A 25,545-nucleotide genomic window follows, 5' to 3' on the forward strand; every position below is an offset into this window, starting at 1 on the left:
ATGTTCTCGGTGGGGTTAGCCGCCAGTCACGCTCATATGGCGAGCGACCGCTGGTCGGTTGTGGGTGCGGTCGATGATGAAGTCGTGGCCTTTCGGCTTGCGGGTGATGGCTTCATCGATGGCGGTGTGAAGAAGCGCATCGTCGTCCGCCGCACGCAGCGCGGTGCGCAGGTCGGCGGCGTCGTTCTGTCCGAGGCACATATAGAGCGTGCCGGTGCAGGTGAGCCGCACGCGATTGCAGCTCTCGCAGAAATTATGCGTCATCGGCGTGATGAAGCCGAGACGGCCGCCGGTTTCGGCGACTTCGACATAGCGGGCAGGGCCGCCGGTCTGGTAGGGGATGTCCGTCAGCGTGAACTGACGTTCGAGATCCGCGCGCAACTCGGATAGCGGCAGATACTGATCGGTGCGATCCTCGTCGATCTCGCCCATCGGCATCGTTTCGATGACGGTCAGATCCATGCCCCGACCGTGGGCAAAGCGTAGCAGACCGGGAATCTCTGCATCGTTGAAGCCCTTCAGGGCGACGGCATTGAGCTTGATCTTCAGGCCGGCTTTCTGCGCGGCGTCGATACCTTCCATCACCTTGGTGAAATCGCCCCAGCGGGTGATGGTGCGGAACTTGTCGGGATCGAGCGTATCGAGGGAGACGTTGATGCGCCGCACGCCGCAATCGTAGAGTTCTTCGGCATGGCGGGCGAGCTGCGATCCGTTCGTGGTCAGCGTCAGTTCGTCCAGTGCTCCGTCCTGCACCTGCCTGCCGAGTTCGCGGACCAGAAACATGATGTTCTTGCGAACCAGCGGCTCGCCGCCGGTGAGGCGAAGCTTGCGAACGCCCTTGGCGATGAAGGCGGAACAAAGCCGGTTGAGCTCTTCCAGCGTCAGGAGATCCTTCTTCGGCAGGAAAGTCATGTTTTCGGCCATGCAATAGGTGCAGCGGAAATCGCAGCGGTCGGTGACTGAAACACGCAAATAGGTTACGGCCCGCCCGAATGGGTCAATCATGGGGGACGCATCTGTCTGCAGTGCTGACGCGCTACCTATCGTACCGACTATGCTGTTCACTCAAGCCTCCGTAACACTGCTAATGTGTGTATAGGCGACTGGCGCGTCAAGGAAAATGCATTTCGAATGCACTTGCGCGTGAACGAACGGCGGCATAATTCTCAAGTTATAGAGTGAAACGTGTGGAACGACCGATGAGCGACGTCTGGCCAACTGAATTGCGAGTATCGAAGGACCGTCGTCATCTCGTGGTGGGATTTGACGACGGCGCGAGCTTCGATCTGCCGGCCGAGATGCTGCGTGTCCTGTCGCCCTCGGCCGAGGTTCAGGGGCATGGACCCGGACAGAAAGTCACGGTGCCGGGCAAGCGCAATGTCGGCATCATGTCCATGACGCCGACCGGCAACTACGCCGTTCGCATCGGTTTTGACGACATGCACGACAGCGGCATTTTCACCTGGATTTATTTGCGCGAACTTGGCGAAAAGGGGCAGGAACTCTTTGCCGTCTACGAAGCGGAATTGAAGGAAAAAGGCCTGAGCCGAGATCCGGCTGTCAGGCCGCATTAATATTGGTATCAACGACCTGAGAAGGGGCGTGGGGATGGTCCTCGAGGGTAGGGAAGGCTGGCTTCGCGCCAAGGGCAGCAAGAACGAGAGCAAGGTTTCTTTCGTCGAGCTGTTTTTCGATCTCGTATTCGTTTATTCGATCTCACAGCTTGCCCATACCCTGGGCGAGCATTTCACGCTGCTGGGCGGCCTGGAAGCCATCATGCTGATCTTTGCGGTATGGTGGGTCTGGGTCTTCACCGCCTGGGTGACGAACTGGCTGGATCCGGATCGCATGCCGGTGCGCATCATGCTGTTTACGCTGATGTTTGCGGGTCTTATCCTTTCCGCCTCGATACCCGAAGCTTTCGGTGAAAAAGCGATCTATTTCGCCGGCGCTTATGTGTTCATGCAGGTGGGGCGCTCGCTGTTCACAGTCTACGCGCTGAAGAATGCCAGCCGGTCCAACCATCGCAATTTCCTGCGCATCACCAGCTGGCTGGTGCTGTCCGGCATCTTCTGGATCACAGGCGCCCTGATGGAAGGGGAGATGCGGGTCATAATCTGGCTGATCGCTCTTCTCATAGAGTATTCCGCCCCCGCGCTTGGCTTTCGGGTACCGGGTCTCGGCAAGTCGACGACGGCGGACTGGAACGTCTCGGGTGCCCATCTTGCCGAGCGTTGTGCGCTCTTCATCATCATCTGCCTCGGCGAGGCCGTTTTGCAGGCCGGCAAGACCTTTGCCGAACAGCCGGTCACGCCCTTGATCATCGCCGTATTCATCACCGCCTTCGTCGGCACGGTCGCGCTCTGGTGGATCTACTTTCAGTTCGGCCACGAACGTGCGGCCCATCGCATCGAGCATGACGAGGTGCCGGGCAGCCTGGCGCGGCAGGCCTTCACCTATGCGCATATTCCGATTCTCGCCGGCATCATCCTGAGTGTCGTCGGCGATGAATTCCTGTTCGCWCATCCTCACGAAGCCGCAGACCTGCGTGCCGCCGCAGCCCTTCTCGGGGGGCCGGCGATCTTCCTCTTCGGAAATCTGTGGTTCAAGGGCGTGACAACCGGCCGTCCGCCGCTATCGCATATGGTCGGGCTCGCGGGGCTGGCACTGCTGCTGTTCACCTTGCCGATGGTCGTGGTCTATCAGCTCGGCATTCTTGCCACAGCCGTGCTCGTCGTCGTGGCGATATGGGAGTTCGCGTCGCTTACCCGCGTCGTGCCCACTGCGCGCTCTACCGGCGATCACTGATCGCCAAACGCCTCCACAGGCTCTCGTTCGTCCCGTAGGAGCAGGGTGATGACCCGCTCCATGTGCGCGGTCATGAGTTCGCATTCCTCGATGGGGGCGTCTGACATCATCCGGTCGATGAGGGCGGTTTGGATGGTCATGGCTTCCTTTGTCAGGCGCCGGCCCGACTCGGTCAGATAGAGCCGCAGCACGCGCTTGTCCTGCTTGTCCCCACGGCGTTCGATCAGCCCGCGCTTTTCCATTTGCGGCAGCAGCATGCTCATGTTGGAGCGGCCGACCAGCAGCTTGCGGGCAAGCTCCTGCTGCGAGATACCCTCGAAGCGGAACAGATTGACGAGAATATCGAGATGCGGCGGCTTGATATCGAGATATGCCAATTCCCGCGCCAGCGATTGCTGCATGAGCTGGCAGGCCCGCGCCACGGCAATCCAGCTTCGAAAACGCGGATGGTCCCAGGGAAGGGATTGATTTTTGTTCATCGTTGTACTTTATTGTTCATAGTTGAACATTTTTTGGATTCCCACTATGCCATCCTTTGTGCTCAAGGTCACCCGGTCGGGTCTGTCCGGCCTCGGGAGGCTGTCTCCGCAGCTTGCCGGCAAGGCTGCTTTCCGGCTTTTCTGTCTCACACCTTCCCGTCGTCCGCGCGGCTCCAAGGCCAAGGCCGCCCATATGGAAGGCAGGCAGCGCCTGCTTGGGGCTGAGCAATTCATGTTGCCGTTTCCCGGCGGCCGCGCGATGGCTTATCGCTTCAATGGCGGTGCCAAGGGGCCGCGCAAGCGTTATCTCGTCGTGCATGGCTGGGGCTCCAGCAGCGAGTATATGTCGGAGCTGACCACGTTCCTGGCAAGCAGCGGTGCGGAGGTGATTTCGCTCGACCTTCCGGGGCATGGCCGCTCGGCCGGGCGCTCTCTCAATGTACGGCTCGCCATATCGGCCATATCAGCGGCGGCCACGCGTTTCGGTGCGCTGGATGCTGCGATCGGACACTCCTTCGGCGGAGCCTGCCTCGCTCTTGCCTCGGCGGGATTCCTGCCCGGCATCGATCCCATTGAGACCAAGAAGCTGGTTCTCATCGGAGCACCGAGCGGCATGGGTTGGCTATTCAAGGAGTTTGGCCGTTTCATGGGGCTTCGCTCACAGGCGCAGGAGGCGCTGGAGGCAGAAGTCGGGCGGATCACGGGGAAGGTGCTGACAGCCTATGACGAACCGCGCGGCATGCTCGACCCAGCCCGCCCTGTTCTGGTTATTCACGCCGAGGACGACAAGGAAGTGAGCGCCAGACATGCCCGTGTCTATGCCGCGCAAGGGGAGCATGTTCGTCTCTTCTGGGCGAATGGTTTCGGTCATCGGCGCATCGTCAGCGCTCCTCCCGTGTTCGAGGCGATCGACGCCTTTCTCGCTGAACCCGTGAAGATTGAGAAAACGCTCGAAAGCGGCGATGGGACGGTGCTATCGTTCTATCGAACCCCGGTTCGGCGCTGCCTGTAGCAGGAGGTGCGCTGCGCCGGACTTTTTTTGGCGGATCGCCACATAAGAGAATGCGGGGCAGCATGAGCATCATCACATCGGTCGAGGAATTGAGGACGCTTTATGGCGTCGTGGGCGAGGCGTCCATTACCAAGGTGACGCAGGTGCTGACGCCGCTCTATCGACGGATGATCGAGGCTTCGCCCTTCATGGCGCTGGCAACGGTCGGCCTCGAAGGACTTGACTGTTCACCGCGCGGTGACCTCGGTGGCGTCGTCCGTGTCGAGGACGAGCGGACGCTGCACCTTCCCGATTGGCGCGGCAATAACCGCGTCGATTCCCTTGAAAATATCGTGCGCGATCCGCGCGTGGCGATGATGTTTCTTGTTCCCGGGTCGAGCACGACAATGCGGCTCAACGGCCGGGCTGTCGTCTCCATCGAACCAAGCCTGCTTGAGAGCTTCGAGATGGATGGCAAGCACCCTCGCTGCGTTGTCGTCATTACGGCCGAGGAGGTCTACTTCCAGTGTGCTCGGGCGGTGATGCGAGCGGAACTCTGGAACGCGGAGCGTTTTTCCGATCCTGCGAGCCTGCCCAGCCCCGGCATGATGCTCAAATCGGCGAAGGGCGATTTCGACCAGGAGACCTATGATCGGGAGTGGCCGGCGCGGGCGGCCAAGACGCTCTGGTAAACAAAACCGCCGGGCAGCCTGGGAAAGCTGCTCCGGCGGTTGGTTGGCTTCACTTTTAATTCTTATAAATGAGCCAACTTTTGGTGAAGTCCTTCTGCATGCCTTCCTGATAGACGTTGCTGCAGTTGCGACCGGCATTCTTGGCGCAATAAAGCGCGAGGTCCGCCTTGTTGTAAAGCTCGCCGGAATCGGCCGCTTCCGAAGCCATACAGATGCCAAGCGACAGGGTGATCGGGCCGTAATCGATCTTCGTCCGCGAGTTTTTGAACGGCGTCGATTCCAGCGTGCGGCGAATGCGCTCGCAAACCGCCACGACGTCATCGACAGCGACGCCTTCCATGATCAGCGCGAACTCTTCGCCACCGACACGGGATACGAAGACTTCGCGCCGGACATTGGCACGGATGATCGAAGCGACCGTCGCAAGAATCTTATCGCCGACCGGATGGCCGTATGTGTCGTTGATCCGCTTAAAATGATCGATATCGGCCAGTACGAGCGCCGTTGTTTGGCGCGTCAACTGGTTGTCGAAGATGGAGATCAAGCGATCCTCGAATGCGCGGCGATTGGAGAGGCGGGTCAAGGCGTCCGTATTGGCGATGCGCTTGTATTCGTCCAACTCCTTGCGGACCTGATCCATCTCCTGGCTGCGTTGCGCGACATTCTCAACGGTCTTTTCGCCGTGAGCCATCGTATCGCCTGTCGCTGCAGTCAGCATATCGATGGCGCTTCGCAATAGGTCGGTGCTGTTATGGTTCCGAGAACTGATACGTTCGCAGGTTTCGCCGAGAAGCCTGTTGTAGCTGTCGAGCGTCGACCGTTCCTGTTTCAGCGCGCGCAACACGGCATCCAGCTCGATAGTCAGGCGGGCGTGGGCGTCGTCAAATATGCGGCCCGCATGGCGAGGGAAATATTTGGCTCCTATATTATCCAGCTCTTCCTGTGTCGCACTGTTGCCAAGGGCAGCGAGTTCGCGGGTCAATGCGGGATTCGAGCCAATATAAGCTTCGTAGAAAAGTTCGTAATTACGTGGAATCGGCGCGACCCCCATGGATCGCATGGCGTAGGTAATCTGCCCTGCCACGTCGGGAATTTGCGCCTTGGGCGCAATCGCCGTACTCATCGGTGAGCTCCGTACATGTATTGGTTAATTCCCATTTTTACTTATGCAGAGATTCTTTGAAAAAATATTAAGGAAATGATTGTGAAAAATCCCCACTCACTACCCTTTTATTCAAAATAACTAGAAATGAAACCCGATTTACAGAAGAGGACGCCAAAGGCGTCCTCTTTTTATGGCATGATATAGAAGGGTGCTGGTCTTTATCCGAGATTGAGCTCTTGAAAGAAGTCGTTGCCCTTGTCGTCGATGACGATGAAGGCCGGGAAGTCTTCAACTTCGATCTTCCAGACAGCTTCCATGCCGAGTTCGGGATATTCCAATACTTCGACCTTCTTTATGCAATCCTGCGCAAGACGGGCGGCGGGGCCGCCGATCGAGCCGAGATAGAAGCCGCCATGCGTCTTGCAGGCTTCGCGCACGGCGCGCGAGCGATTGCCCTTTGCCAGCATGACCATCGAGCCCCCGAAGGACTGGAACTGATCTACGTAGCTGTCCATGCGGCCTGCTGTTGTCGGGCCGAAGGAGCCTGATGCATAGCCGGCAGGCGTCTTTGCCGGGCCGGCATAATAGACCGGATGATTCTTCAGATAGTCCGGCATGCCCTGGCCTTTTTCCAGGCGCTCGCGGATCTTGGCATGCGCCAGATCGCGCGCGACGATGATGGTGCCGGTGAGCGACAGGCGCGTCTTGACCGGGTGCCGCGATAGCTCGGCGAGGATATCCGCCATCGGCCGGTTGAGATCGATACGGACCATCGATTCGGAGAGCTTGGCTTCGTCGATCTCGGGCATGTACTTGGACGGATCGGTTTCCAGCTGCTCGATGAAGATGCCGTCGCGCGTGATCTTGCCCTTGGCCTGGCGGTCGGCGGAACAGGAAACGCCAAGGCCGATCGGCAGCGAGGCGCCGTGGCGGGGCAGACGGATGACGCGGACGTCGTGGCAGAAATATTTGCCGCCAAACTGGGCGCCGACGCCGAGGCTCTGTGTGAGCTTGTGGATTTCCTTCTCCATCTCGATATCCCGGAAGGCATGCCCGCTTTCGGAGCCCTCCGTGGGAAGACATTCGAGATATCGCGTCGAGGCGAGCTTGACGGTTTTCAGGTTCATCTCGGCTGAGGTGCCGCCAATGACGATGGCGAGATGATAGGGGGGGCAGGCTGCCGTGCCGAGCGTCAGGATCTTTTCCTTGAGGAAGTCCAGCATGCGGTCATGCGTCAGGAGAGACGGCGTGCCCTGATAGAGGAAAGTCTTGTTGGCCGAGCCGCCGCCCTTTGCGACGAACAGGAATTCGTAGGCGTCGGTGCCTTCCTCGTAAATATCGATCTGCGCCGGCAGATTGTTCTTGGTGTTCTTTTCTTCGAACATCTTGATGGGCGCGAGCTGCGAATAACGCAGGTTCTTCTTCTCGTAGGCGTCGAGCACGCCCTTGGCCAGGGCGCCGCTGTCGCCGCCTTCGGTCCAGACGCGCCGGCCCTTCTTGCCCATGATGATCGCCGTACCGGTATCCTGACACATGGGAAGTACGCCGCCGGCGGCGATGTTGGCATTCTTCAGCAGATCATAGGCTACGAAGCGATCGTTATCGGTCGCTTCCGGGTCTTCGAGGATCGAAGCGAGCTGCTTGAGGTGACCGGGACGCAGCAGATGATTGATGTCGGCAAATGCGGTTTCGGCAAGCAGACGAATGCCTTCCGGATCGACAGTCAGGATTTCCTGACCCTTGAAGGTGTCGACGGAGACGTAATCGCCTGAAATCTTGCGATAGGGGGTCGTGTCGTCGCCGAGGGGAAATAGATCGTCAGCCATGTGGGAAACCTTTCAAGCCGGATGGCGGAGGAAAATGTTTGGAGACGGTCTAAATCCGGCTTGCGCCAAAAGCAATCGGCTGCAAAGCGCTGCAGGATTTCAATAGATCTATTGTCAACGCCGCATAGACAATCGGTATCGAAACCAACGGCTTTAAAGGACGATCAACAAGGAGCACATTTCAGTTAAACGAGGCAGGGCAAAGGTGCCTAGGCCGCGGTGCACGGGATACAGATCATGGATATCTCCCATAATCATCACCATCATATTTCACCAGTCGCGGTGATCGCGCTTCTGGCGGGAGCCGGCCTGTTCGGCCTCATGCAGGGAGGCTATCTGAAGGGCGCCTTTCACAAGGAAATCCTGGCGAGGATCGATCCTGCTACCGTTCTGACTGCCGCCGATACTATCCAGGAGCAGAGAAGGGCCACGACGCCGCCGAAAGACGTGCCAGTCATGGTAGACCTCCGTTAAGACAGAAAGAGCAGGCATGCCGGACCTATCGCGGATGCCTGCTCACAATTTCCTATCTTACTTCGGGCCGATCATCGTTTCCGGGCGGACGATGGCATCATATTCTTCCGAAGACACCAATCCGCTTGCCAGCGCTTCTTCCTTCAGCGTCGTACCGTTCTTATGGGCTGTCTTGGCGATCTTGGCGGCATTGTCGTAGCCGATCTTCGGCGCTAGTGCCGTCACCAGCATGAGAGAGCGCTCGAGACCGGCCTTGATGTTGTCTTCGCGCGCCTCGATGCCAACAACGCAGTGGTCGGTGAAGGAGATTGCGGCGTCGCCGAGCAGCTGCACCGATTGCAGGAAGTTATAGGCCATCATCGGATTGTAGACATTGAGCTCGAAATGGCCCTGGCTGCCGGCGAAGGTGAGCGCAGCATTGTTGCCGAAGACCTGAATGCAGACTTGCGTCAGGGCTTCGCACTGGGTCGGATTGACCTTGCCTGGCATGATCGAAGAGCCAGGCTCGTTTTCCGGCAGAGCCAGTTCGCCGAGGCCGGAGCGCGGGCCGGAGCCGAGCAGGCGGATATCATTGGCGATCTTGAAGAGAGCTGCCGCGGCGGCATTGATGGCGCCGTGGCTGAAGACCATGGAATCATGCGCGGCCAAGGCTTCGAACTTGTTCGGAGCTGTGACGAAGGGCAGGCCTGTGATCTCCGCGATCTCGCCTGCGACCTTTACGGCAAATCCGATTGGCGCGTTGAGCCCGGTTCCGACCGCGGTGCCGCCCTGAGCGAGTTCGCAAAGGCCCGGCAATGTCAGTTCGATGCGCTTGATCGAGGAGGCGACCTGCGCGGCGTAGCCAGAAAACTCCTGACCGAGCGTCAGCGGGGTGGCATCCTGCGTATGGGTGCGGCCGATCTTGATGATGTGGGCGAAGTCGGCAACTTTCTTTTCCAGGGCTGCATGCAGATGACGCAGAGCCGGCAGGAGATGGTGGACGATCTGCTCGGCGCAGGCGATGTGCATGGCCGTCGGATAGGTGTCGTTCGACGACTGGCTCATGTTGACGTGATCGTTCGGATGCACCGGCTTCTTGGAGCCCATGACGCCACCCAGCATTTCGATCGCGCGGTTCGAGATCACCTCATTGGCGTTCATGTTCGACTGCGTACCCGAGCCCGTCTGCCAGACGACCAGCGGGAAATGGTCGTTCAGCTTGCCGTCTATGACTTCCTGTGCCGCGGCGATGATGGTCTTGCCGAGCGCAGGATCGAGCTGACCGAGCTCCATGTTGGCGCGGGCGGCCGCTTGCTTGACGATGCCGAGGGCGCGGATGACCGATAGCGGCTGCTTTTCCCAGCCAATCTTGAAGTTGCCGAGCGAGCGCTGCGCCTGTGCGCCCCAGTAGCGGTTGCTGGCAACTTCGATCGGGCCAAATGTATCGGTTTCGGTGCGGGTGGAAGTCATGTTCCTGATCCTGCTTTCTATGGAAATAGATAGCAGCCATATAGGCCCGAACGGCGCTCATGAAAACACCAAAGCGCGATTATATGATCGTAGAAATCATGTTTTGAGCAGGCTGCGCCGAGCGTGCCCTTTTTGACACGCCGCTGATATATTCGTGAAAGCGAATTTTTCGCCTTCGCAAAAACTTTAGCCAATCTCAATAAAAGATTAACCAATAATTTCATAATTTTGTGTGAATAGAATCGTCGAAAGCGCCTCGGATTCGTAACGTGAAGTTGAGGCATTGAACAAAAGGCGGGGTCTCGCTGTTTTTATAGTAGTGGGTATACGGTGTTTACGACATCGCGACCGCATTGAAGCAGCACCGTCTGGCTCGAAGTTACCGCACGATACAGGGACTGATTAGAGAATGAAACTTGCAGCAAAAGCCACAGCATCCGTCCTGACACTTTCCTGTTGCCTCTCCTCCATCGGCGCGACATCCGCAAGCGCGATGACGCTCATGGATTTCATCCGTGGCGGCCAGGGACGCCAGCAGAGCACGCAGGTATCGGCTCCCGTTCCAGCGAACCCGGCGCAGACGATGCTGAACCCGAACCAGCCGCCTTCGGTCAAGCAGCCGTTGCCGACCGTCAGTGCGCCGAAATATTATACTTACAAGGCCGACTCGATGCGTCTCGTGTCGACGGCGCATTTTGCCGACCCAGTTGTCACCGGCGCGGTTGCCGATGCGTCACCGACCCCCGTTGCCGTCGATACGGAGGCCTCGCAGCGCCGTTATCTGGCGAATGCGCGCGTCATGGCGACCAACGATGTCGCAAAGGCGATCGAAACCTATTATGCCGATCAGAGCAAGCCGCTGATCTGGGTCACCGATCATGCCGTCGGCGAAAAGGCGAAGGCTGCCATCGCAGTTCTTTCCGATGCGGCTTCGGTCGGCCTCGATCCGGCTGACTATGCCGTGACCTTGCCGGGAGCCGAGGCGGCGGAAGCCGATCCGGTCCTGCGTGATCGCGCCCTCATGCAGTTTGAACTGGCTCTGTCCAGCAAGGTGCTGATGTATGTCCAGGACACGGTCCGCGGCCGCGTCGATCCAAACAAGCTGTCAGGCTATCATGATTTCAAGCGCAAGGACGTCAACCTGACGGCCATGCTCGACGTGCTTCGCGCAAGCCCGGATGTTGCCTCTTATCTCAACAGCCGCAATCCTTCCAATCAGCAGTTCATTCAGTTGAAGGCCGAGCTTGCGAAGCTGCGGGCGGAATCCGGTGCCGATGGCAATCATGTTTCGATTTCGCTGAGCGGAACCCTGAAGCCGGGCGGCAGCTCGCCGGAAATGGCCAATATCGTCAAGGCGATCCAGAATCGCGGCTCCGAGGCTTTGAAGACGGCGCATGCCGATCTTTTCTCCGCCTATCTGGGCACGCCGGACTATACGCCTGAGCTCGTATCCCTGGTCGAAGATTTCCAGCGGGAGCGGGGGCTGACGGCTGATGGCGTCATCGGCCCGTCTTCCGTTCGCGCCATGGTCGGCGAGAACAATGACGCGAAGATCCAGAAGCTGGTCATCGCGATGGAACAGCTGCGCTGGCTGCCGCCGGAACTCGGCCCGCGCTATGTCTTCATCAATCAGCCGGCCTTCATGGTCTATTACTACAACAACAACCAGGAACAGCTGTCGATGCGCGTCGTCGTCGGCAGCAAGCAGCACCAGACCTTCTTCTTCGAAAATCAGGTGCAGACGGTTGAGTTCAACCCGTTCTGGGGCGTTCCGCAGTCTATCATCATCAACGAGATGCTGCCGAAGCTGCGTGCCGACCCGAATTACCTCGACCGTATGGGCTATCAGGTCGAAGTCAGCGGCCGTGCCGTCGCCTCGTCCAGCGTCGACTGGAACGCTTCGACCAAGAATATCTCGGTCCGTCAACCGCCGAGCAGCGATAACGCGCTCGGCGAGCTGAAGATCCTCTTCCCGAATTCGCATGCGATCTACATGCACGACACGCCGCAGAAGAGCTTCTTCAAGAAAGATATGCGCGCGCTCAGCCATGGCTGCGTACGTCTTGCCGATCCGCGCGCAATGGCTGCTGCCGTGCTGAACACGACGCCTGAAGACGTGGCCAAGCAGATCGCGGCCGGGCAGAACAAAGCCGTGGCCGTACCGCAGAAGTTCCCGATCTATATCGCCTACTTCACGGCGTGGCCGAACAAGGACGGCGTCGTCCAGTACTTCAACGACGTCTACGATCGCGATGCGGCCACCCAGAAGGCGCTCGATGCAACCTCAAAGGCACGTAGCGCCCAGATTTGAGTTTGCTGGGATATCGATAAGCAAAAGGGCGGCCAATTGACCGCCCTTTTTCCATTTAACAGAACTGTCCTGAGCTAGCTTTCAGGCGTCTCTTCAACCGCGTTATTTTTTTGTTTCTATGCGCCATTCGCGGTTACCAAAGGTCACATCGAAACGTGACAGGAACGATCGGCCGAGCAGGCCATCAATCTCATTGCCGAGGGCTGCATCATTATCCAGCACGACGGCGGCGATGTCGCTGGCTTCCACTCGCCCGACCCTTACCGTCGTGGCATTCGTATGGGTGGCCTGTGAAAGCCCGTTAGCCGTCTGAAGCGAGATCTCATTATTCCCGTCGATCGGCAGTTTTGCGCGGGCGGCAAAGGCTTTGCTCACAGCCACGAAGCTCGCGCCGGTGTCCACAATGAACGTGCCTTCGGTGCCGTTGACCGAGACTTTGGCCAGGATCACGTTGTTGCCTTGCGTCGGAAAGCGATCGCTACCGGTGGTGTAGGTTGAAGCACATTTTCCCATGGTCTCGTAGAGCTTGATGATTCCGCGGACGACCGCTGTGTCGTTGCGGTTGGGATTGGTGGAGACCCAAAGCTGAAGCGGTCCGATCGCCTCGCAATAGGCGCCAAGCTCACGATAGCTGGTAGAGATTCCCTCGAATACCGTGCCGTTCAGTATCGCGATATTGTCGGTCAGGCCGATGACCGAATAGTAATCGTCGATGGCGTCGCGATATTTCTTGGCATTTTGGCGAATTCGCGCCCGTTGAAAATAGAAGCTGGGCATGCCCGGCGACATCGCTATCAAGTCGTTCGAGACCTTCAGCGCTTCATCGTAGTCGCTGAGGTTGTCGAGAATTTCGGCGGCGGCGCTCAGAGCAACATTGGAAGGCTTGCACTTGTTGGAAAAGGCGATCAGGACCTTGGCGGCTTCACGGTTGTAGCCTTGGGCCTGCAGCTCGTTTGCGAATTTGTAGGCTGCATTCCAATCGCAATGCTCACGGCGCAGCATATCGAGATAGGTTGCCATAGCCGTTCTGCCGGCAACGATGTTCGGCAGTGGGGCGATGTCGAAATGCTGGTAGACCGCAGTCAGAGCCGGATCGGAAGCGGTGCCGGTTTCTGTTTCGACATAGCCGATAACGCGGTCACCGTAGAGGTAGAACCAGATAGCGGCACACAGTACCGCGAAAATGAAGAGTGTCCGGACTATGGGGGCAAGCCAGCCTCTGCGGTTTGGCAATCTACCGCCGTTGCGGTCTTCCGGATCTGCAACGAGCAAGCGACGACTTCCCCAATCGAGCTACCTTACTGGTTTGCAGCAGCTCGCGAGAGCACGTTCACTCGGCGGTCTCGGTGCGCAGCAAAGCGTCGACAAGTTGTGACGGAAGCGCGTGAATCGCGCAAGGCCCGCTACAACCTCGCTCTTTGAACCAACAGGGATTTTGGGCGGCTTAGGCTGCGAGGAGCCCCTCGACCAACTCCGGTGTCAGTTCGTCGTAGTGATAGATAATCCGCGTGGGGCCGAGGGTTTCGATGCCGACGTCGGAATAGCCGAAGGGGACGGCGATCGAAGGCACGCCGGCATTGCGCGCGACGAGGATGTCGTTGATGCTGTCACCGATCATGACGGTTTGGGCGATATCGCCGCCGGCGCGTTCGACGGTGCCGATCAGGTGCTCGGCATTCGGCTTGCGCACGGCGAAAGTGTCGCCGCCGGTGATGGCTTCGAAATAATGGGTCAGGCCCAGGCGGTCCAGCAGCGTGCGCGCAAGCGATTCCATCTTGTTAGTGCAGACGGCCAGCTTGTAGCCGTTGCTCTTCAGCATGGTCAGTGCCGCGACCAACCCCGGATAGGGTTGCGTGGCCCCCGGCATCGCTTCGGAATAATGCGTTATGAAGCGCTGCAGCAGGGCCGGCAACTCCTCGGACGTCAGCGTATAGCCGTGCAGCTTGCAGGCCCGCTCGATCATCACCTGTGCGCCGCTGCCGACGAGATGCGTAACGTCGTCATAGCTGACCGGGGGGAGCTTGAGAGCGGCGATGGTATGATTGAGGCTGACGATGAGATCTGCGTGCGTGTCCAGCAGCGTGCCATCGAGATCGAATACGATGAGAGGAGATGTCACGGAGAATAGGCCTTTGCGTCGGAAGAAATAGTGCGTCTTTCGGAGTTAAAAGATCGGGCGGGCAATTGCAACCGAAGGGCCGGAAAGCCTCGGCAAAGAGGTGCTGGGAATTCTATGTTGTACCGTTATTTTGGCTTTCGTTTGGCCGGAGAGCCGTGTAAACAGCAGACCAACGTAACGATGGGAGCAGGTGGCGCATGGACGCCCGCCAGATGAAGATTGAGGCTGCAAGAGCCGCACTCGCCTATGTCGAGAACGGCATGAGGCTAGGGATCGGTACAGGCAGCACGGCGGAGGAATTCGTTCGGCTGCTCGCTGAAATGGTTGCCGCCGGTCTGACTATCGAAGGCGTTCCGACTTCGGAGCGCACGGCAAAGCTCTGCAACGAGCTTGGCGTCCCCTTGAAGTCGCTGGACGAGCTTCCTGAGCTCGATCTTACCATTGACGGTGCCGACGAGTTCGATGGCGCCCTGACGCTGGTCAAGGGTGGCGGTGGGGCTCTGTTGCGTGAAAAGATCGTTGCCGCATCCTCGACCCGCATGATCGTCATCGCCGACGAAAGCAAGGTCGTCGAGACGCTGGGTGCGTTTCCGCTGCCAATCGAAGTCAATCCCTTCGGCTTGGTTTCCACCCGCATTCTGATCGAGAAGGTCGCCTCGCAGCTCGGCCTGTCGGGAGCGCTCAATCTGCGCCGCTCGGGCGACGAGACTTTTGTTACCGATGGCGGGCATTTTATTATTGATGCATCTTTCGGCCGCATTCCTGATGCAGAGGCGCTGTCGATTGGGCTCAACTCGATTCCCGGTGTTGTCGAACACGGGCTCTTCATCAATATGGCGACATTAGCGATCATTGCCGGCCCTGCCGGTGCGCGCACGTTGCGGGCGAACAATACATAGGAGCACTCATCTCATGATCAAACTAGCGGGTCTTGGCCGTTTTGCCGCTGCAACCATTCTTCTCTCGGGCATCGCTTTCGGTTCTGCGAGCGCGCAGGAAGTTTCCGAGGACCAGATCAAGGCTGCGCGTGCTGCGATCAATGCGCTTGGCATCACCAACCAGTTCGACAATATCCTCCCGAATCTGGCTGAGCAGCTGAAGAGCACGATGATCCAGGCCAACCCGAATTTCGGCGATGCGATCAATTCAACGGTCGATGCTACGGCGCTGGCGCTTGCACCGCGTCGTGCGGATCTCGAGCGCGAAGCTGCCGTGACCTACGCCAAGGCGTTTTCGGCTGAAGAGCTGAAAGCAATTGCCGATTTCTACGGTTCGGCGGCCGGCAAGAAGCTTCTGAAGGACGGCCCGCTGGCAACCCGCGAACTGTATAAAGCTGCCGACATCTGGAGCCAGGGCATTTCGCGCGACCTCGCCAAGCAGAGCAACGATGCGCTGCAGAAGGTCGTCAAGCAGCCGGTTATTGCGCCGGATGCCGGCGCTGCCGCGCAACCGACAGGTGCTGCGACGCAACCGGCAGCAAAGAAGTAATATTTAGCAATTCGTTGGTACTGTCGTGCTTGAGGCGAGTTTCACGTTTTAAGCACATAGCTAGCAGCCACAGATTCAAAGCCCGGACGACATTCCGGGCTTTTCTTTTTGTGCCGCGGCTTCCTATATGAATGCCGACCCCCAATGCGCGCGTCGCGCTCGTTTCATTTCTACAGGAGCCGTTCATGACTTCGTTTGATTTCGACCTTTTCGTGATTGGCGGCGGCTCCGGCGGCGTACGCAGCGCCCGCGTCGCGGCGTCGCTCGGCAATAAGGTCGGTATTGCCGAAGAATATCGCTATGGCGGCACCTGTGTCATTCGTGGCTGCGTACCGAAGAAGCTCTTCGTTTACGCCTCGCAGTATAGCGAGCATTTCGAGGATGCGGCTGGCTACGGCTGGACGGTCGGCGAAAGCACATTCGACTGGAAGAAACTGATCGCGGCAAAGGACAAGGAAATTGCGCGGCTCGAAGGCCTCTATCGCAAGGGTCTGGACAATGCCAAGGCTGAGATCTTCGATACGCGTGCGGAGTTGGTGGATGCTCATACGGTCAAGCTTTTGAAGACCGGACAGACCGTCACGGCGGAAACCATCGTTGTCGCGACCGGCGGTCGGCCGAATCTGCATACGGCGCTGCCGGGGCACGAGTTCTGCATATCCTCGAATGAGGCTTTCCATCTGGAAGAGTTACCAAAGTCGATCCTGATCGCCGGCGGAGGCTACATCGCGGTCGAATTTGCCAATATCTTCCATGGCCTCGGGGTCGAGACTACGTTGATCTATCGTGGTGCCGAGATTCTGTCTCGCTTCGATCAGGACCTGCGCAAGGGGCTGCATGAGGCAATGGAAGAGAAGGGCATTCGCATTCTCTGCCAGGACATCATCTCGAGCGTCGAGAAAGTGGATGGCGGCCTTACGGTGCGGACGAAGAACGATAAGGTTCTGCGTGTCGATACCGTCATGCTGGCGCTCGGCCGCACGCCCAATACCGAAAATCTCGGGCTGGAAGCCGCAGGCGTGGCAACGAACGAACATGGCGCGGTCATCGTCGACGCCTATTCCCGCACCTCGGTGCCGAACATTTATGCGCTTGGCGACGTCACGGACCGGGCACAGCTGACGCCGGTCGCGATCCACGAGGCCATGTGCTTCATCGAGACCGTCTATAAGAACAATCCCACGCGGCCAGACCATGACCTCATTCCGACGGCTGTCTTCTCGCAGCCGGAAATCGGCACGGTGGGCCTGACGGAAGAAGAGGCTGCCAAGCGCTATCCCGAGCTCGAAGTCTATCGCGCCCAATTCCGCCCGATGAAGGCGACGCTTTCGGGCCGCAGCGAAAAGATGATCATGAAGCTGATCGTCAACGCGGCCGATCGCAAGGTGGTCGGCGCCCACATTCTTGGCCACGATGCCGGCGAGATGGCGCAGTTGCTCGGCATTTCCGTGAAGGCTGGCTGCACCAAGGACGATTTCGACAGGACCATGGCGGTGCATCCGACGGCCGCGGAAGAATTGGTGACGATGTATTCGCCAAGCTACCGCATCCGCAACGGCGAGCGCGTGTAACGCGCCTGACTGGCGCAGTTTCCGCCCGCGCCACAAAAGATCAACGCAGTAGTTCGCCTGCCTTTGCAAGCGGACGGCAAAGGTTTATAAGCGCGCGTTATTTACGACGACGGGACGCCCGGCCAGGACCGGGCGCACAAGCAGGTGAGTGATATGGCACAGAATTGGACACCCAGCAGTTGGCGGCAAAAACCGATCCAGCAGGTGCCGGATTTTCCGGACAAGGCAGCGCTTGCAGAGACCGAAGCCCAGCTCGCAAGCTATCCGCCGCTGGTTTTTGCTGGCGAAGCCCGCCGTCTTAAGGCCCATCTGGCCAACGTTGCCGAAGGTAACGGATTCCTGCTGCAGGGTGGCGATTGCGCCGAGAGCTTTGCCGAGCACGGTGCCGATACGATCCGCGATTTCTTCCGCGCCTTCCTGCAAATGGCCGTGGTGCTGACATTCGGCGCGCAACTGCCGGTCGTCAAGGTCGGCCGCATCGCCGGCCAGTTCGCCAAGCCGCGCTCGTCGAATATCGAAACGCAGAACGGCATCTCGCTGCCGAGCTACCGCGGCGATATCATCAACGGTATCGACTTCAACGAGGAGTCGCGCATTCCCAATCCGGAGCGTCAGATGATGGCTTACCGCCAGTCTGCCGCGACGCTCAACTTGCTGCGCGCCTTCGCCATGGGTGGCTATGCCAACCTCGAAAACGTGCAGAAGTGGATGCTCGGCTTCGTCAAGGATAGCCCGCAGGGCGAGCGTTATCGCAAGCTGGCCGACCGTATCGGCGAGACGATGGATTTCATGCGCGCAATCGGCATCACCGCCGAGAGCAATGCGAGCCTGCGCGAAACCGATTTCTTCACCAGCCATGAGGCACTGTTGCTCGGCTACGAAGAGGCGTTCACCCGCATCGACTCCACTTCGGGCGACTGGTACGCGACCTCGGGTCACATGCTCTGGATCGGCGATCGCACGCGCCAGGCGGACCATGCCCATGTCGAATATTTCCGCGGCATCAAGAACCCGATCGGGTTGAAGTGCGGTCCTTCGCTGCAGGCCGACGACCTCATCAATCTGATCGATATTCTGAACCCGGAAAACGAAGCGGGTCGCCTGACGCTGATCTGCCGTTTCGGCCATGACAAGGTTGCCGACAACCTGCCGCGCCTTATCCGCGCTGTCGAGAAGGAAGGCCGCAAGGTCGTGTGGTCCTGCGACCCGATGCACGGGAACACGATCACGCTCAACAACTACAAGACCCGTCCGTTCGAGCGGATCCTGTCAGAAGTCGAGAGCTTCTTCCAGATCCATCGTGCCGAGGGTACGCATCCGGGCGGCATCCATATCGAGATGACCGGCAAGGACGTGACCGAGTGCACGGGTGGTGCTCGCGCCGTCGGCGCCGAGGACCTGCAGGATCGCTACCACACTCATTGCGACCCGCGTCTCAATGCCGACCAGGCACTGGAACTTGCCTTCCTGCTCGCCGAGCGGATGAAGGGCGGCCGCGACGAGAAGCGTCTGCGCGCCCACGGCTGATATCGGGTACAGCTAAGCTGTCATGCAATTGACGGGCCGGCGAAAGCCGGCCCGTTTGCTTTGTCCGACATGATCAATCCAGTTGAAAGTTGCTTCATTTCTTTGAGATTGACCCGGAGATGGTTCTTGGAAAAATTTCCTTCGACGAGAGGGAGCGATCATGAACGAAGAACATTCCGGCGCCTGCCTTTGCGGCAGCGTGCGCTTCAAGACAAGCGACAGACCGCGCGAGGTTGTTGCCTGCCATTGCTCACAATGCCGCAAGCAAACCGGACTCTATTACGCCGCAGCCAATGTGGCGACAGACAAGCTCGTTGTCGAAGGGGAGGCGTCTGTCACTTGGTATCGCGCCAGCGCATTTGCCCGCCGCGGCTTCTGCAAGACCTGCGGTTCCGCCTTGTTCTGGCAGGCGGATGGTGCCGAGGAAATCTCTGTTATGGCGGGGCTCTTCGATCGGCCAACCGGTCTTGAGATCGCCTATCATATCTATTGCGCCGACAAGGGCGATTATTACGAGATCACCGATGGCTTGCCGCAATACGGGCAGGCACGACCTTAAAGTGCAGCGCGATCTTTCAGATTCGCTTCGCGCGCTTTAGGTCTTTGATTTTGCGCATGTCGTTGTCGCAAGACCGCTGCACAGTTTTGGGCGGCAGGCTTTAGCAGCCGTCGGCTCGGGTTTTCAATGAGCCTCAGGCGTCGCCCTTTTCTGCTACCAGCTTGTTAAGCCGGGAGATTTCCTCCCGCACCAATGCAAGCTCGGTCAGCACCTGCATGTCGATCTTCTGGTGTAGCGACAGAACTTCGAGCTCCGCCTTGAGATTGACCTCATAATCCTTGGTGGCTTCGAAGCGATCCCGCTCTGCCTGTCTGTTCTGCGACATCATGATGATCGGCGCCTGGATGGCGGCGAGCATGGAAAGAACGAGGTTGAGAAAAATGAAGGGGTAGGGATCGAAGGCGCCGGTGGCGAGAAGGACGGTGTTGACGACACACCAGAATACGAGAAACAGCAGGAAGCAGATAATAAAGGACCAAGAGCCGCCGACGCGGGCGATGCTGTCTGCGAGGCGCTGTCCGGTCGACGCGTCTGCCGAGAGCGCCGCGTTGACATTCGTGGATATGATCTTGCGCTCATGCGCCTTTCTCAGAACGCGCTTCTCGATATCGCCGAGTTCCTCGGAAGCCTTGTCGAAATGCAGATGAGCAAAGTTGGGGAGGCTGTGCATGGGGGCTCCAGGGGGCGTGATGGCGTTGAAAGCAACTATTCGACCAATAGGTGGAAATGCAACGGTAGAAGAGTTTCAGAGCCGATCGCTCATGGAGTCGCTGGATGTGCCGTCGGCTGAGAATGTGTGGCACGATCTTTGATGTCCGGAGGCAGAGGAAGGCGGTTGCGGAAGCAGGATGCCACCGCTAAATGTATGGCATGACAGAGCAAAGCCAAATCACCCACACGATCCGCATCGCGGTTGCGCAGCTCAATCCGACGGTCGGAGACGTCTCCGGCAACCTCGCCAAAGCGCGCGAGGCGCGGGCCGAAGCGGCGCGCGAGGGTGCTGATATCGTGTTGCTGACGGAGCTGTTTATTTCAGGCTATCCGCCGGAGGATCTGGTGCTGAAGCCTGCCTTCCTGCGCACCTGCTGGAAAGCGGTCGAAAGCCTTGCCGCCGATACTGCCGATGGCGGGCCGGGCGTCGTCATAGGCTTTCCGCGGCAGGACGATACCGGCCGCTATAATTCCGTGGCCGTGCTCGATGGCGGCAAGGTTATCTTCATCCGGGATAAGGTCGACCTGCCGAACTACGGCGAATTCGACGAGAAGAGGGTGTTCGATGAGGGAACGATTGCCGGGCCTGTCAATTTCCGCGGCGTCCGCATCGGCATTCCGATCTGTGAGGAAATCTGGAACGATCTCGGCATCTGCGAAACGCTGGCTGAAAGCGGGGCGGAAATCCTGCTGGTCCCGAATGGCTCGCCCTACTATCGCGGCAAGGTCGATATCCGCCATCAGGTCGCGCTGCGGCAGGTGATCGAATCCGGTCTGCCGCTGATTTTCGCGGCGCAGGTCGGCGGCCAAGATGAGCTGGTTTTCGATGGCGCGAGCTTCGGCTTCAATGCGGATAAGACGCTGGCCTTCCAGATGAGCCAGTTCGAGACGGCACTGGCGGTCACCACCTGGAAGAAGAACGGCGATGGCTGGCACTGCGCCGAAGGGCCGATGGCGCATATTCCGGAAGGTGAGGAGGCCGACTATCGAGCATGCCTGCTGGGCTTCCGCGACTATGTGAACAAGAACGGCTTCAAGTCGGTCGTGCTCGGCCTTTCCGGCGGCATCGACTCTGCGATCTGCGCCGCGATCGCCGTCGACGCGCTCGGCGAGGAGCGCGTGCGCGCGGTTATGCTGCCCTACCGTTATACCTCGCAGGACTCGCTGAAGGACGCGGCCAATTGCGCAAAGGCGCTCGGCTGCCGCTACGATATCGTTCCGATCGAGGATCCCGTCACCGGCTTCACTTCTGCCTTGTCCGATCTGTTCGAAGGCACCGAAAGCGGCATCACCGAGGAAAACCTGCAGAGTCGCGCTCGCGGCACCATCCTGATGGCGATCTCCAACAAGTTCGGCTCGATGGTCGTGACCACCGGCAACAAGTCCGAAATGTCGGTCGGATACGCCACGCTCTATGGTGACATGAACGGTGGCTTCAACCCGATCAAGGATCTCTACAAGATGCAGGTTTATGCGCTGTCGCGCTGGCGCAACCTGCATGTGCCGCAGGGCGCGCTCGGCCCCTCGGGCGAGGTGATCCCGCATAACATCATCGACAAAGCACCTTCAGCCGAACTCAGGCCAAACCAGACGGACCAGGATTCGCTGCCACCCTATCCAGTGCTCGACGATATCCTCGAATGCCTGGTGGAAAAGGAAATGTCGGTTGAGGAGATCGTTGCGCGCGGGCATGACGTTGCGACGGTGCATCGTATCGAGCATCTGCTCTATCTCGCCGAATACAAGCGTCGCCAGTCGGCGCCAGGCGTGAAGATCACCAAGAAGAATTTCGGCCGCGATCGCCGTTATCCGATCACCAACCGGTTCCGTGATCGCTGATCGCGCATCCGAGACAGGACGAGGACGAATGCGCAGCTCGGTCGAGATCTATAATATTCGCACTGGGACGAACCGGGTGGTTTGGCAAACCGACCAGCTGATCGAGGCGCCGAACTATTCGCCTGACGGCCGCTATCTGCTTTTGAACGGCGACGGGCTGCTTTACCGGCTGCCGTTGGATGGCAGCGGCGGGATCGCTCGTGTCGACACCGGCTTCGCAACCACATGCAACAATGATCATGGCATTTCTCCCGATGGGTCGCAGATTGCGATCTCGGACAAGACGCAGTACGGCAAGTCCTGCATTTACGTCTTGCCGGCCGAAGGCGGGGTGCCGCGGCAGGTCACCACCAATCTGCCTTCCTATTGGCACGGCTGGTCGCCTGACGGGCAGAGCTTCTCCTACTGCGGCATCCGCGATGATGTCTTCGATATCTACACCATCTCCACCGATGGCGGTGAGGAGACGCGGCTGACGCATGGCGAGGGCCGCAATGACGGGCCGGATTTCTCCGCCGACGGGCAGTGGATTTACTTCAATTCCAGCCGCACGGGTCTCATGCAGATCTGGCGCATCCGTCCCGATACCACGGGATTGCAGCAGCTGACCGATGACAATTACGGCAACTGGTTCGCGCATCCCTCGCCGAAGAACGACAAGGTCGTGCTGATCTCTTACGATGCCGATGTTTTCGATCACCCGCGCGATCTCAATGTTCGCATGCGGCTGATGGATATGGACGGCGGCAACCTTACGACCCTGTTCGAGCTCTTCGGCGGGCAGGGATCGATCAATGTGCCCAACTGGTCACCGAACGGTGATGAGTTTGCCTATGTGCGCTACGAGCCGGCCTGATCTTCGATTTATGACCTCTGGACAGATGGTATCTCGCGCGATAGATGTGATCCGTTCTCAGGGCGCATCCGATCCGCGGGAAGGGCAAAGCCCACCTGAAGCATAGAATACGAGACTGCCACACCTCTTTTCAGTCTGTGGGCGCGGATACCGGACGTAAATGGAAGGAGGTCTATTTTGACCACGCGCTCTTTGGCTGCGAATGCCACACTCGACTCCCTGAAAAAGCAGGCCAAGACTTTCCTCAAGGCCGTTCAATCCGGTGACGCATCGGCGCAAGGCCGCGTTGCGCCCTATTTCACCGACATTGCCAATGTCGGATTGCAGGACATTCAGCTCGTCCTTGCCCGTGAATTCGGCTTCTCCAGCTGGACCAAGCTCAAGGCACATCTGGAGGAGGGCGATCGCCAGAGCGCTCCGCGAGATCAGCTCGCCAATCGCTTCCTCTCGCTGGTGACACTTTCCTACTTCGGCAACATCGCCGCCGATCCGGCCCGGTTTGAAGAAGCGCTGGTGCTGTTGGAGGCAAACCCGGAGATTGCCGCCGAGAATATTCATGTCGCCGCAGCGCTTGGTGACGCCGATGGTGTCGGGCGTTGGCTCGATCGTCAACCGCAGCTTCTCGACCGCAAGGGCGGCCCTTATGACTGGTCGCCGTTGATGTATGCGGCCTATGCGCGCTTTCCTGGCCGATCAAGCCTGCCGGCTGCACGCGAGCTGGTCAGGCGCGTGGCTGATGTGAACTCCTACTTTCTCGATGGTGGGCAATATCGGTTTACCGCCTTGACCGGCGTCTTCGGTGAAGGCGAGGCGGGCAAGGAGCGCCAGCCACAGCATCCTGATTGCGAGGCCTTCGCGCGCCTGCTGCTTGAAGCCGGAGCCGAGGCCAATGACAGTCAGGCGCTTTATAATCGCATGTTCGAACCTGACGATACGTGCCTGAACTTGCTGCTGGAATATGGGCTGTCCGCCGCCGATCGGAACAATTGGCTGGTGCGTGAGGACGGCAAATTCGTCGCTAACTCGCAGACCGTCTTCGACTATCAGCTCGCATGGGCGCTCGAGCACCGTATGGCCTCGCGCGTTCGCCTGCTGTTGGAGCATGGAGCGGACGTCAACAAGCCTGTCAATGGGCGGACGCCTTACGAATGGGCGCGGCTAGGCGATGACAAGGATCTCACACTATATCTCGTTCAGCGGGGAGCTATAGCGGTTCGTCTGAAACGTGAGGATTGGGTCTACATCAAAATTCAGGAGGGAGCCGGCAACGAGGCGGACGATCCGGCAATACTCGTCGAGCACATAAAGAACGTTGCACGCGAGCTTGATATTCCCGAAGCGATGCGGCGGGCGCATCCCGCTATGCTGCACGAGGCCGCCGGCGACAATAACCTGCGGGCCGTTGGTGTCATGCTGGCATTGGGTCTCGATGTGAACGCAATGACCAGCCGCACGCCGCTGCACGAGGCGGCGCTTCACGGTCATATCGAGATGGTGCGTTTGCTGATCGAGCATGGGGCCGATACCACCATCCGCGATCCGTATTTCTACGCGCCGGCGATCGGTTGGGCAGATTACAACGGCAAGTCGGAAACGGTCGAATTCCTGAAGGCCTATCCGCTCGATATCTTTGCCGCAGCTGCTTTCGGTCAGATGGAACAGTTGACGGATCTCATCGACCGCCATCCGGAGCAGCTGGACCTGCGTTTCGGCGATTTTCGCCCGGGCGGACAGCCGAGCCCCGATCGCGATTGGATGACGCCGCTCGGTTTTGCGATCGTCAATCGCCATGCCGATGCGGTGCGGGTTCTGCTGGAGCGTGGTGCTGACGGTGGGGTCCGGGATGCTTCCGGCAGATCCTATCGCGATCTTGTGCGGGAAGCGGGAGATGAAATCATCATCTCCCTGCCGCCGCGGCCTATTGCGACGGTTGCGGGCCAGCCGCCTTCGGATGCTTGAGGTCTATGCCACCCTGGTCGGTCGCAAGGAATTGCGGCCCGACTTGGCGGACCTTGTTGGCTGAAGGGTCATAGGGGCGATCAGGCGGGAACTGCTGCGGCGCCGTCTGCGCGACCGGCGGTGCCTTTGCCGCGGGCGCCTGCATTTGCTGCAGGCTGGAATTCTTCTGCAGCCTCGGCTTCTCGATAACCGTGATTGAGCTTTCAGGTTGCGCCAGGGATTGCTGCTGCGGCGCATAGGCGTCGAGCTTCGTACGGGTGTCGATGACGATATCCGGTGCGGCCGAAGCCGGTGGGCTGCAGCCGTTTCTTTTCATCGCATCCAGCAATTGATTGCGATCGAAGCCGCCGGCATCGATACGCCCGGTGCTCTGCTCGCGTTCGTCCATCAGCAGGGTAAGGTCATGGCGCATACCGTCCAGCGACATCCTCATATCGTCGCAAACGGCGCTATTGTCGTCGGCGCCGTAGCCGAAGCCGTCATCCACGACGCAACCCTGGTTGCGCAGATCGGTCATCATTCGCCGGATCATCACATTCTGCTGGACGATGGCGCGCGAGAGCTGGCGCGTTTCATCACTTGCACCGATCACCTCGTTGGTATTCGCGTAGCGGCCGCGCAGTTCGTCGCAAAGATTGGTTTGAGCAAGGCTTGGGGTTGCCGTCAGCAGGGACAGCAGGGCGATGGAAACTAGGTGTCTGCCGCGATTCACGATACTGCTCTCGAAAGCGGTTAAGGTTTGCTGCAAGCTACACTTTGGAGCTTAACAACGTATCCATCA

The 25,545-nt window shown here is 59.0% G+C and carries 23 protein-coding genes; 14 read left to right on the forward strand and 9 right to left on the reverse strand.

Going from position 1 to position 25,545, the window contains the following annotated elements:
• Nucleotides 1-15: 15 nt before the first annotated feature.
• Nucleotides 16-1,065 (reverse strand): GTP 3',8-cyclase MoaA, encoded by a 1,050-nt coding sequence (moaA, locus tag QD461_RS24670; protein ID WP_414090085.1) that lies wholly within the window; start codon nt 1,063-1,065, stop codon nt 16-18.
• 134 nt (nt 1,066-1,199) lie between these two features.
• Between moaA and QD461_RS24675 the strand changes: the two genes are divergently transcribed.
• Together QD461_RS24675 and QD461_RS24680 are read left to right on the forward strand one after the other, a co-directional pair.
• On the forward strand, nt 1,200-1,574 hold the full coding sequence (locus QD461_RS24675; RefSeq protein ID WP_414090086.1) for a gamma-butyrobetaine hydroxylase-like domain-containing protein: 375 nt from the start codon (nt 1,200-1,202) through the stop codon (nt 1,572-1,574).
• 34 nt (nt 1,575-1,608) lie between these two features.
• Entirely contained in the window at nt 1,609-2,808 is a 1,200-nt protein-coding gene (locus tag QD461_RS24680; RefSeq protein ID WP_414090087.1) for a low temperature requirement protein A, read from the forward strand.
• Here the strand turns inward: QD461_RS24680 and QD461_RS24685 are convergent.
• Nucleotides 2,802-3,287, reverse strand: coding sequence for a MarR family winged helix-turn-helix transcriptional regulator (locus QD461_RS24685; protein ID WP_414090088.1), 486 nt, complete (start codon nt 3,285-3,287; stop codon nt 2,802-2,804). The genes QD461_RS24680 and QD461_RS24685 overlap by 7 nt on opposite strands.
• Nucleotides 3,288-3,333: 46 nt before the next feature.
• On the opposite strand from QD461_RS24685, the gene QD461_RS24690 reads away from it, so the two are divergent.
• The gene (locus QD461_RS24690) at nt 3,334-4,299 is read left to right on the forward strand and encodes an alpha/beta hydrolase (RefSeq protein ID WP_414090089.1); all 966 of its coding nucleotides are present in this window, start codon (nt 3,334-3,336) and stop codon (nt 4,297-4,299) included.
• 62 nt (nt 4,300-4,361) lie between these two features.
• Nucleotides 4,362-4,970 (forward strand): pyridoxamine 5'-phosphate oxidase family protein, encoded by a 609-nt coding sequence (locus QD461_RS24695; RefSeq protein WP_414090090.1) that lies wholly within the window; start codon nt 4,362-4,364, stop codon nt 4,968-4,970.
• A 55-nt stretch (nt 4,971-5,025) separates the two neighbouring features.
• Here the strand turns inward: QD461_RS24695 and QD461_RS24700 are convergent, their stop codons facing one another.
• Complete coding sequence (locus tag QD461_RS24700) at nt 5,026-6,093, reverse strand: GGDEF domain-containing protein (protein ID WP_414090091.1); 1,068 nt, start codon at nt 6,091-6,093, stop codon at nt 5,026-5,028.
• 200 nt (nt 6,094-6,293) lie between these two features.
• Nucleotides 6,294-7,901 carry a fumarate hydratase gene (locus QD461_RS24705; RefSeq protein ID WP_414090092.1) on the reverse strand — a complete coding sequence of 536 codons (1,608 nt, stop codon included), beginning with the start codon at nt 7,899-7,901 and terminating at the stop codon, nt 6,294-6,296.
• A 237-nt stretch (nt 7,902-8,138) separates the two neighbouring features.
• On the opposite strand from QD461_RS24705, the gene QD461_RS24710 reads away from it, so the two are divergent.
• A complete protein-coding gene (locus QD461_RS24710; RefSeq protein WP_184703994.1) occupies nt 8,139-8,375 on the forward strand; it encodes a hypothetical protein in 237 nt (78 codons plus the stop codon).
• 57 nt (nt 8,376-8,432) lie between these two features.
• Here QD461_RS24710 and fumC read toward each other — a convergent pair whose 3' ends face one another.
• Nucleotides 8,433-9,824 carry a class II fumarate hydratase gene (gene fumC, locus QD461_RS24715; protein ID WP_414090093.1) on the reverse strand — a complete coding sequence of 464 codons (1,392 nt, stop codon included), beginning with the start codon at nt 9,822-9,824 and terminating at the stop codon, nt 8,433-8,435.
• Nucleotides 9,825-10,233: 409 nt separating this feature from the next.
• Between fumC and QD461_RS24720 the strand changes: the two genes are divergently transcribed.
• Entirely contained in the window at nt 10,234-12,135 is a 1,902-nt protein-coding gene (locus tag QD461_RS24720) for a L,D-transpeptidase family protein (protein ID WP_184703996.1), read from the forward strand.
• A 102-nt stretch (nt 12,136-12,237) separates the two neighbouring features.
• Here QD461_RS24720 and QD461_RS24725 read toward each other — a convergent pair whose 3' ends face one another.
• Both QD461_RS24725 and QD461_RS24730 read right to left on the reverse strand, forming a co-directional pair.
• On the reverse strand, nt 12,238-13,407 hold the full coding sequence (locus QD461_RS24725; protein ID WP_414090094.1) for a TIGR02281 family clan AA aspartic protease: 1,170 nt from the start codon (nt 13,405-13,407) through the stop codon (nt 12,238-12,240).
• A gap of 172 nt (nt 13,408-13,579) precedes the next feature.
• Entirely contained in the window at nt 13,580-14,254 is a 675-nt protein-coding gene (locus tag QD461_RS24730; protein ID WP_184703999.1) for an HAD family hydrolase, read from the reverse strand.
• A 197-nt stretch (nt 14,255-14,451) separates the two neighbouring features.
• On the opposite strand from QD461_RS24730, the gene rpiA reads away from it, so the two are divergent.
• The 5 genes from rpiA to QD461_RS24755 all read left to right on the forward strand — a co-directional run bounded on the left by rpiA (nt 14,452) and on the right by QD461_RS24755 (nt 19,399).
• Nucleotides 14,452-15,153: a ribose-5-phosphate isomerase RpiA gene (gene rpiA / locus QD461_RS24735; protein ID WP_414090095.1), complete on the forward strand. Its 702-nt coding sequence runs from the start codon at nt 14,452-14,454 to the stop codon at nt 15,151-15,153.
• Between the two features lie 13 nt (nt 15,154-15,166).
• The gene (locus QD461_RS24740; protein ID WP_414090096.1) at nt 15,167-15,742 is read left to right on the forward strand and encodes a DUF2059 domain-containing protein; all 576 of its coding nucleotides are present in this window, start codon (nt 15,167-15,169) and stop codon (nt 15,740-15,742) included.
• Between the two features lie 185 nt (nt 15,743-15,927).
• A complete protein-coding gene (gene gor / locus QD461_RS24745; protein ID WP_414090097.1) occupies nt 15,928-17,313 on the forward strand; it encodes a glutathione-disulfide reductase in 1,386 nt (461 codons plus the stop codon).
• Between the two features lie 153 nt (nt 17,314-17,466).
• Entirely contained in the window at nt 17,467-18,840 is a 1,374-nt protein-coding gene (locus tag QD461_RS24750; RefSeq protein WP_414090098.1) for a class II 3-deoxy-7-phosphoheptulonate synthase, read from the forward strand.
• A 160-nt stretch (nt 18,841-19,000) separates the two neighbouring features.
• Nucleotides 19,001-19,399 (forward strand): GFA family protein, encoded by a 399-nt coding sequence (locus QD461_RS24755; RefSeq protein ID WP_414090099.1) that lies wholly within the window; start codon nt 19,001-19,003, stop codon nt 19,397-19,399.
• Nucleotides 19,400-19,532: 133 nt separating this feature from the next.
• Here QD461_RS24755 and QD461_RS24760 read toward each other — a convergent pair whose 3' ends face one another.
• Entirely contained in the window at nt 19,533-20,069 is a 537-nt protein-coding gene (locus QD461_RS24760; RefSeq protein WP_414090100.1) for a DUF1003 domain-containing protein, read from the reverse strand.
• A 200-nt stretch (nt 20,070-20,269) separates the two neighbouring features.
• On the opposite strand from QD461_RS24760, the gene QD461_RS24765 reads away from it, so the two are divergent.
• The 3 genes from QD461_RS24765 (at nt 20,270) to QD461_RS24775 (ending at nt 24,764) form a co-directional block, all read left to right on the forward strand.
• Nucleotides 20,270-21,949 (forward strand): NAD+ synthase, encoded by a 1,680-nt coding sequence (locus tag QD461_RS24765; protein ID WP_414090145.1) that lies wholly within the window; start codon nt 20,270-20,272, stop codon nt 21,947-21,949.
• Between the two features lie 28 nt (nt 21,950-21,977).
• Complete coding sequence (locus tag QD461_RS24770) at nt 21,978-22,805, forward strand: TolB family protein (RefSeq protein WP_414090101.1); 828 nt, start codon at nt 21,978-21,980, stop codon at nt 22,803-22,805.
• A gap of 177 nt (nt 22,806-22,982) precedes the next feature.
• Entirely contained in the window at nt 22,983-24,764 is a 1,782-nt protein-coding gene (locus QD461_RS24775; protein WP_414090102.1) for an ankyrin repeat domain-containing protein, read from the forward strand.
• On the opposite strand, the gene QD461_RS24780 is transcribed toward QD461_RS24775, so the two are convergent.
• Nucleotides 24,724-25,476: a hypothetical protein gene (locus QD461_RS24780; RefSeq protein ID WP_414090103.1), complete on the reverse strand. Its 753-nt coding sequence runs from the start codon at nt 25,474-25,476 to the stop codon at nt 24,724-24,726. The genes QD461_RS24775 and QD461_RS24780 overlap by 41 nt on opposite strands.
• Nucleotides 25,477-25,545 lie beyond the last annotated feature (69 nt).

It is taken from the genome of Rhizobium sp. BR 314 (assembly GCF_047445805.1).
GTDB lineage: Bacteria > Pseudomonadota > Alphaproteobacteria > Rhizobiales > Rhizobiaceae > Rhizobium > Rhizobium lusitanum_B.

Bases quoted from the DNA above. Each gene is read 5' to 3' on its own strand.
- gor (WP_414090097.1), top strand. From the start codon at position 15,928: ATGACTTCGTTTGATTTCGACCTTTTCGTGATTGGCGGCGGCTCCGGC.
- QD461_RS24690 (WP_414090089.1), top strand. From the start codon at position 3,334: ATGCCATCCTTTGTGCTCAAGGTCACCCGGTCGGGTCTGTCCGGCCTC.
- QD461_RS24695 (WP_414090090.1), top strand. From the start codon at position 4,362: ATGAGCATCATCACATCGGTCGAGGAATTGAGGACGCTTTATGGCGTC.
- QD461_RS24700 (WP_414090091.1), bottom strand. From the start codon at position 6,093: ATGAGTACGGCGATTGCGCCCAAGGCGCAAATTCCCGACGTGGCAGGG.
- QD461_RS24750 (WP_414090098.1), top strand. From the start codon at position 17,467: ATGGCACAGAATTGGACACCCAGCAGTTGGCGGCAAAAACCGATCCAG.
- QD461_RS24760 (WP_414090100.1), bottom strand. From the start codon at position 20,069: ATGCACAGCCTCCCCAACTTTGCTCATCTGCATTTCGACAAGGCTTCC.
- rpiA (WP_414090095.1), top strand. From the start codon at position 14,452: ATGGACGCCCGCCAGATGAAGATTGAGGCTGCAAGAGCCGCACTCGCC.
- QD461_RS24740 (WP_414090096.1), top strand. From the start codon at position 15,167: ATGATCAAACTAGCGGGTCTTGGCCGTTTTGCCGCTGCAACCATTCTT.
- QD461_RS24720 (WP_184703996.1), top strand. From the start codon at position 10,234: ATGAAACTTGCAGCAAAAGCCACAGCATCCGTCCTGACACTTTCCTGT.
- QD461_RS24710 (WP_184703994.1), top strand. From the start codon at position 8,139: ATGGATATCTCCCATAATCATCACCATCATATTTCACCAGTCGCGGTG.
- QD461_RS24685 (WP_414090088.1), bottom strand. From the start codon at position 3,287: ATGAACAAAAATCAATCCCTTCCCTGGGACCATCCGCGTTTTCGAAGC.
- fumC (WP_414090093.1), bottom strand. From the start codon at position 9,824: ATGACTTCCACCCGCACCGAAACCGATACATTTGGCCCGATCGAAGTT.
- QD461_RS24675 (WP_414090086.1), top strand. From the start codon at position 1,200: ATGAGCGACGTCTGGCCAACTGAATTGCGAGTATCGAAGGACCGTCGT.
- QD461_RS24770 (WP_414090101.1), top strand. From the start codon at position 21,978: ATGCGCAGCTCGGTCGAGATCTATAATATTCGCACTGGGACGAACCGG.
- QD461_RS24765 (WP_414090145.1), top strand. From the start codon at position 20,270: ATGACAGAGCAAAGCCAAATCACCCACACGATCCGCATCGCGGTTGCG.
- QD461_RS24705 (WP_414090092.1), bottom strand. From the start codon at position 7,901: ATGGCTGACGATCTATTTCCCCTCGGCGACGACACGACCCCCTATCGC.
- QD461_RS24755 (WP_414090099.1), top strand. From the start codon at position 19,001: ATGAACGAAGAACATTCCGGCGCCTGCCTTTGCGGCAGCGTGCGCTTC.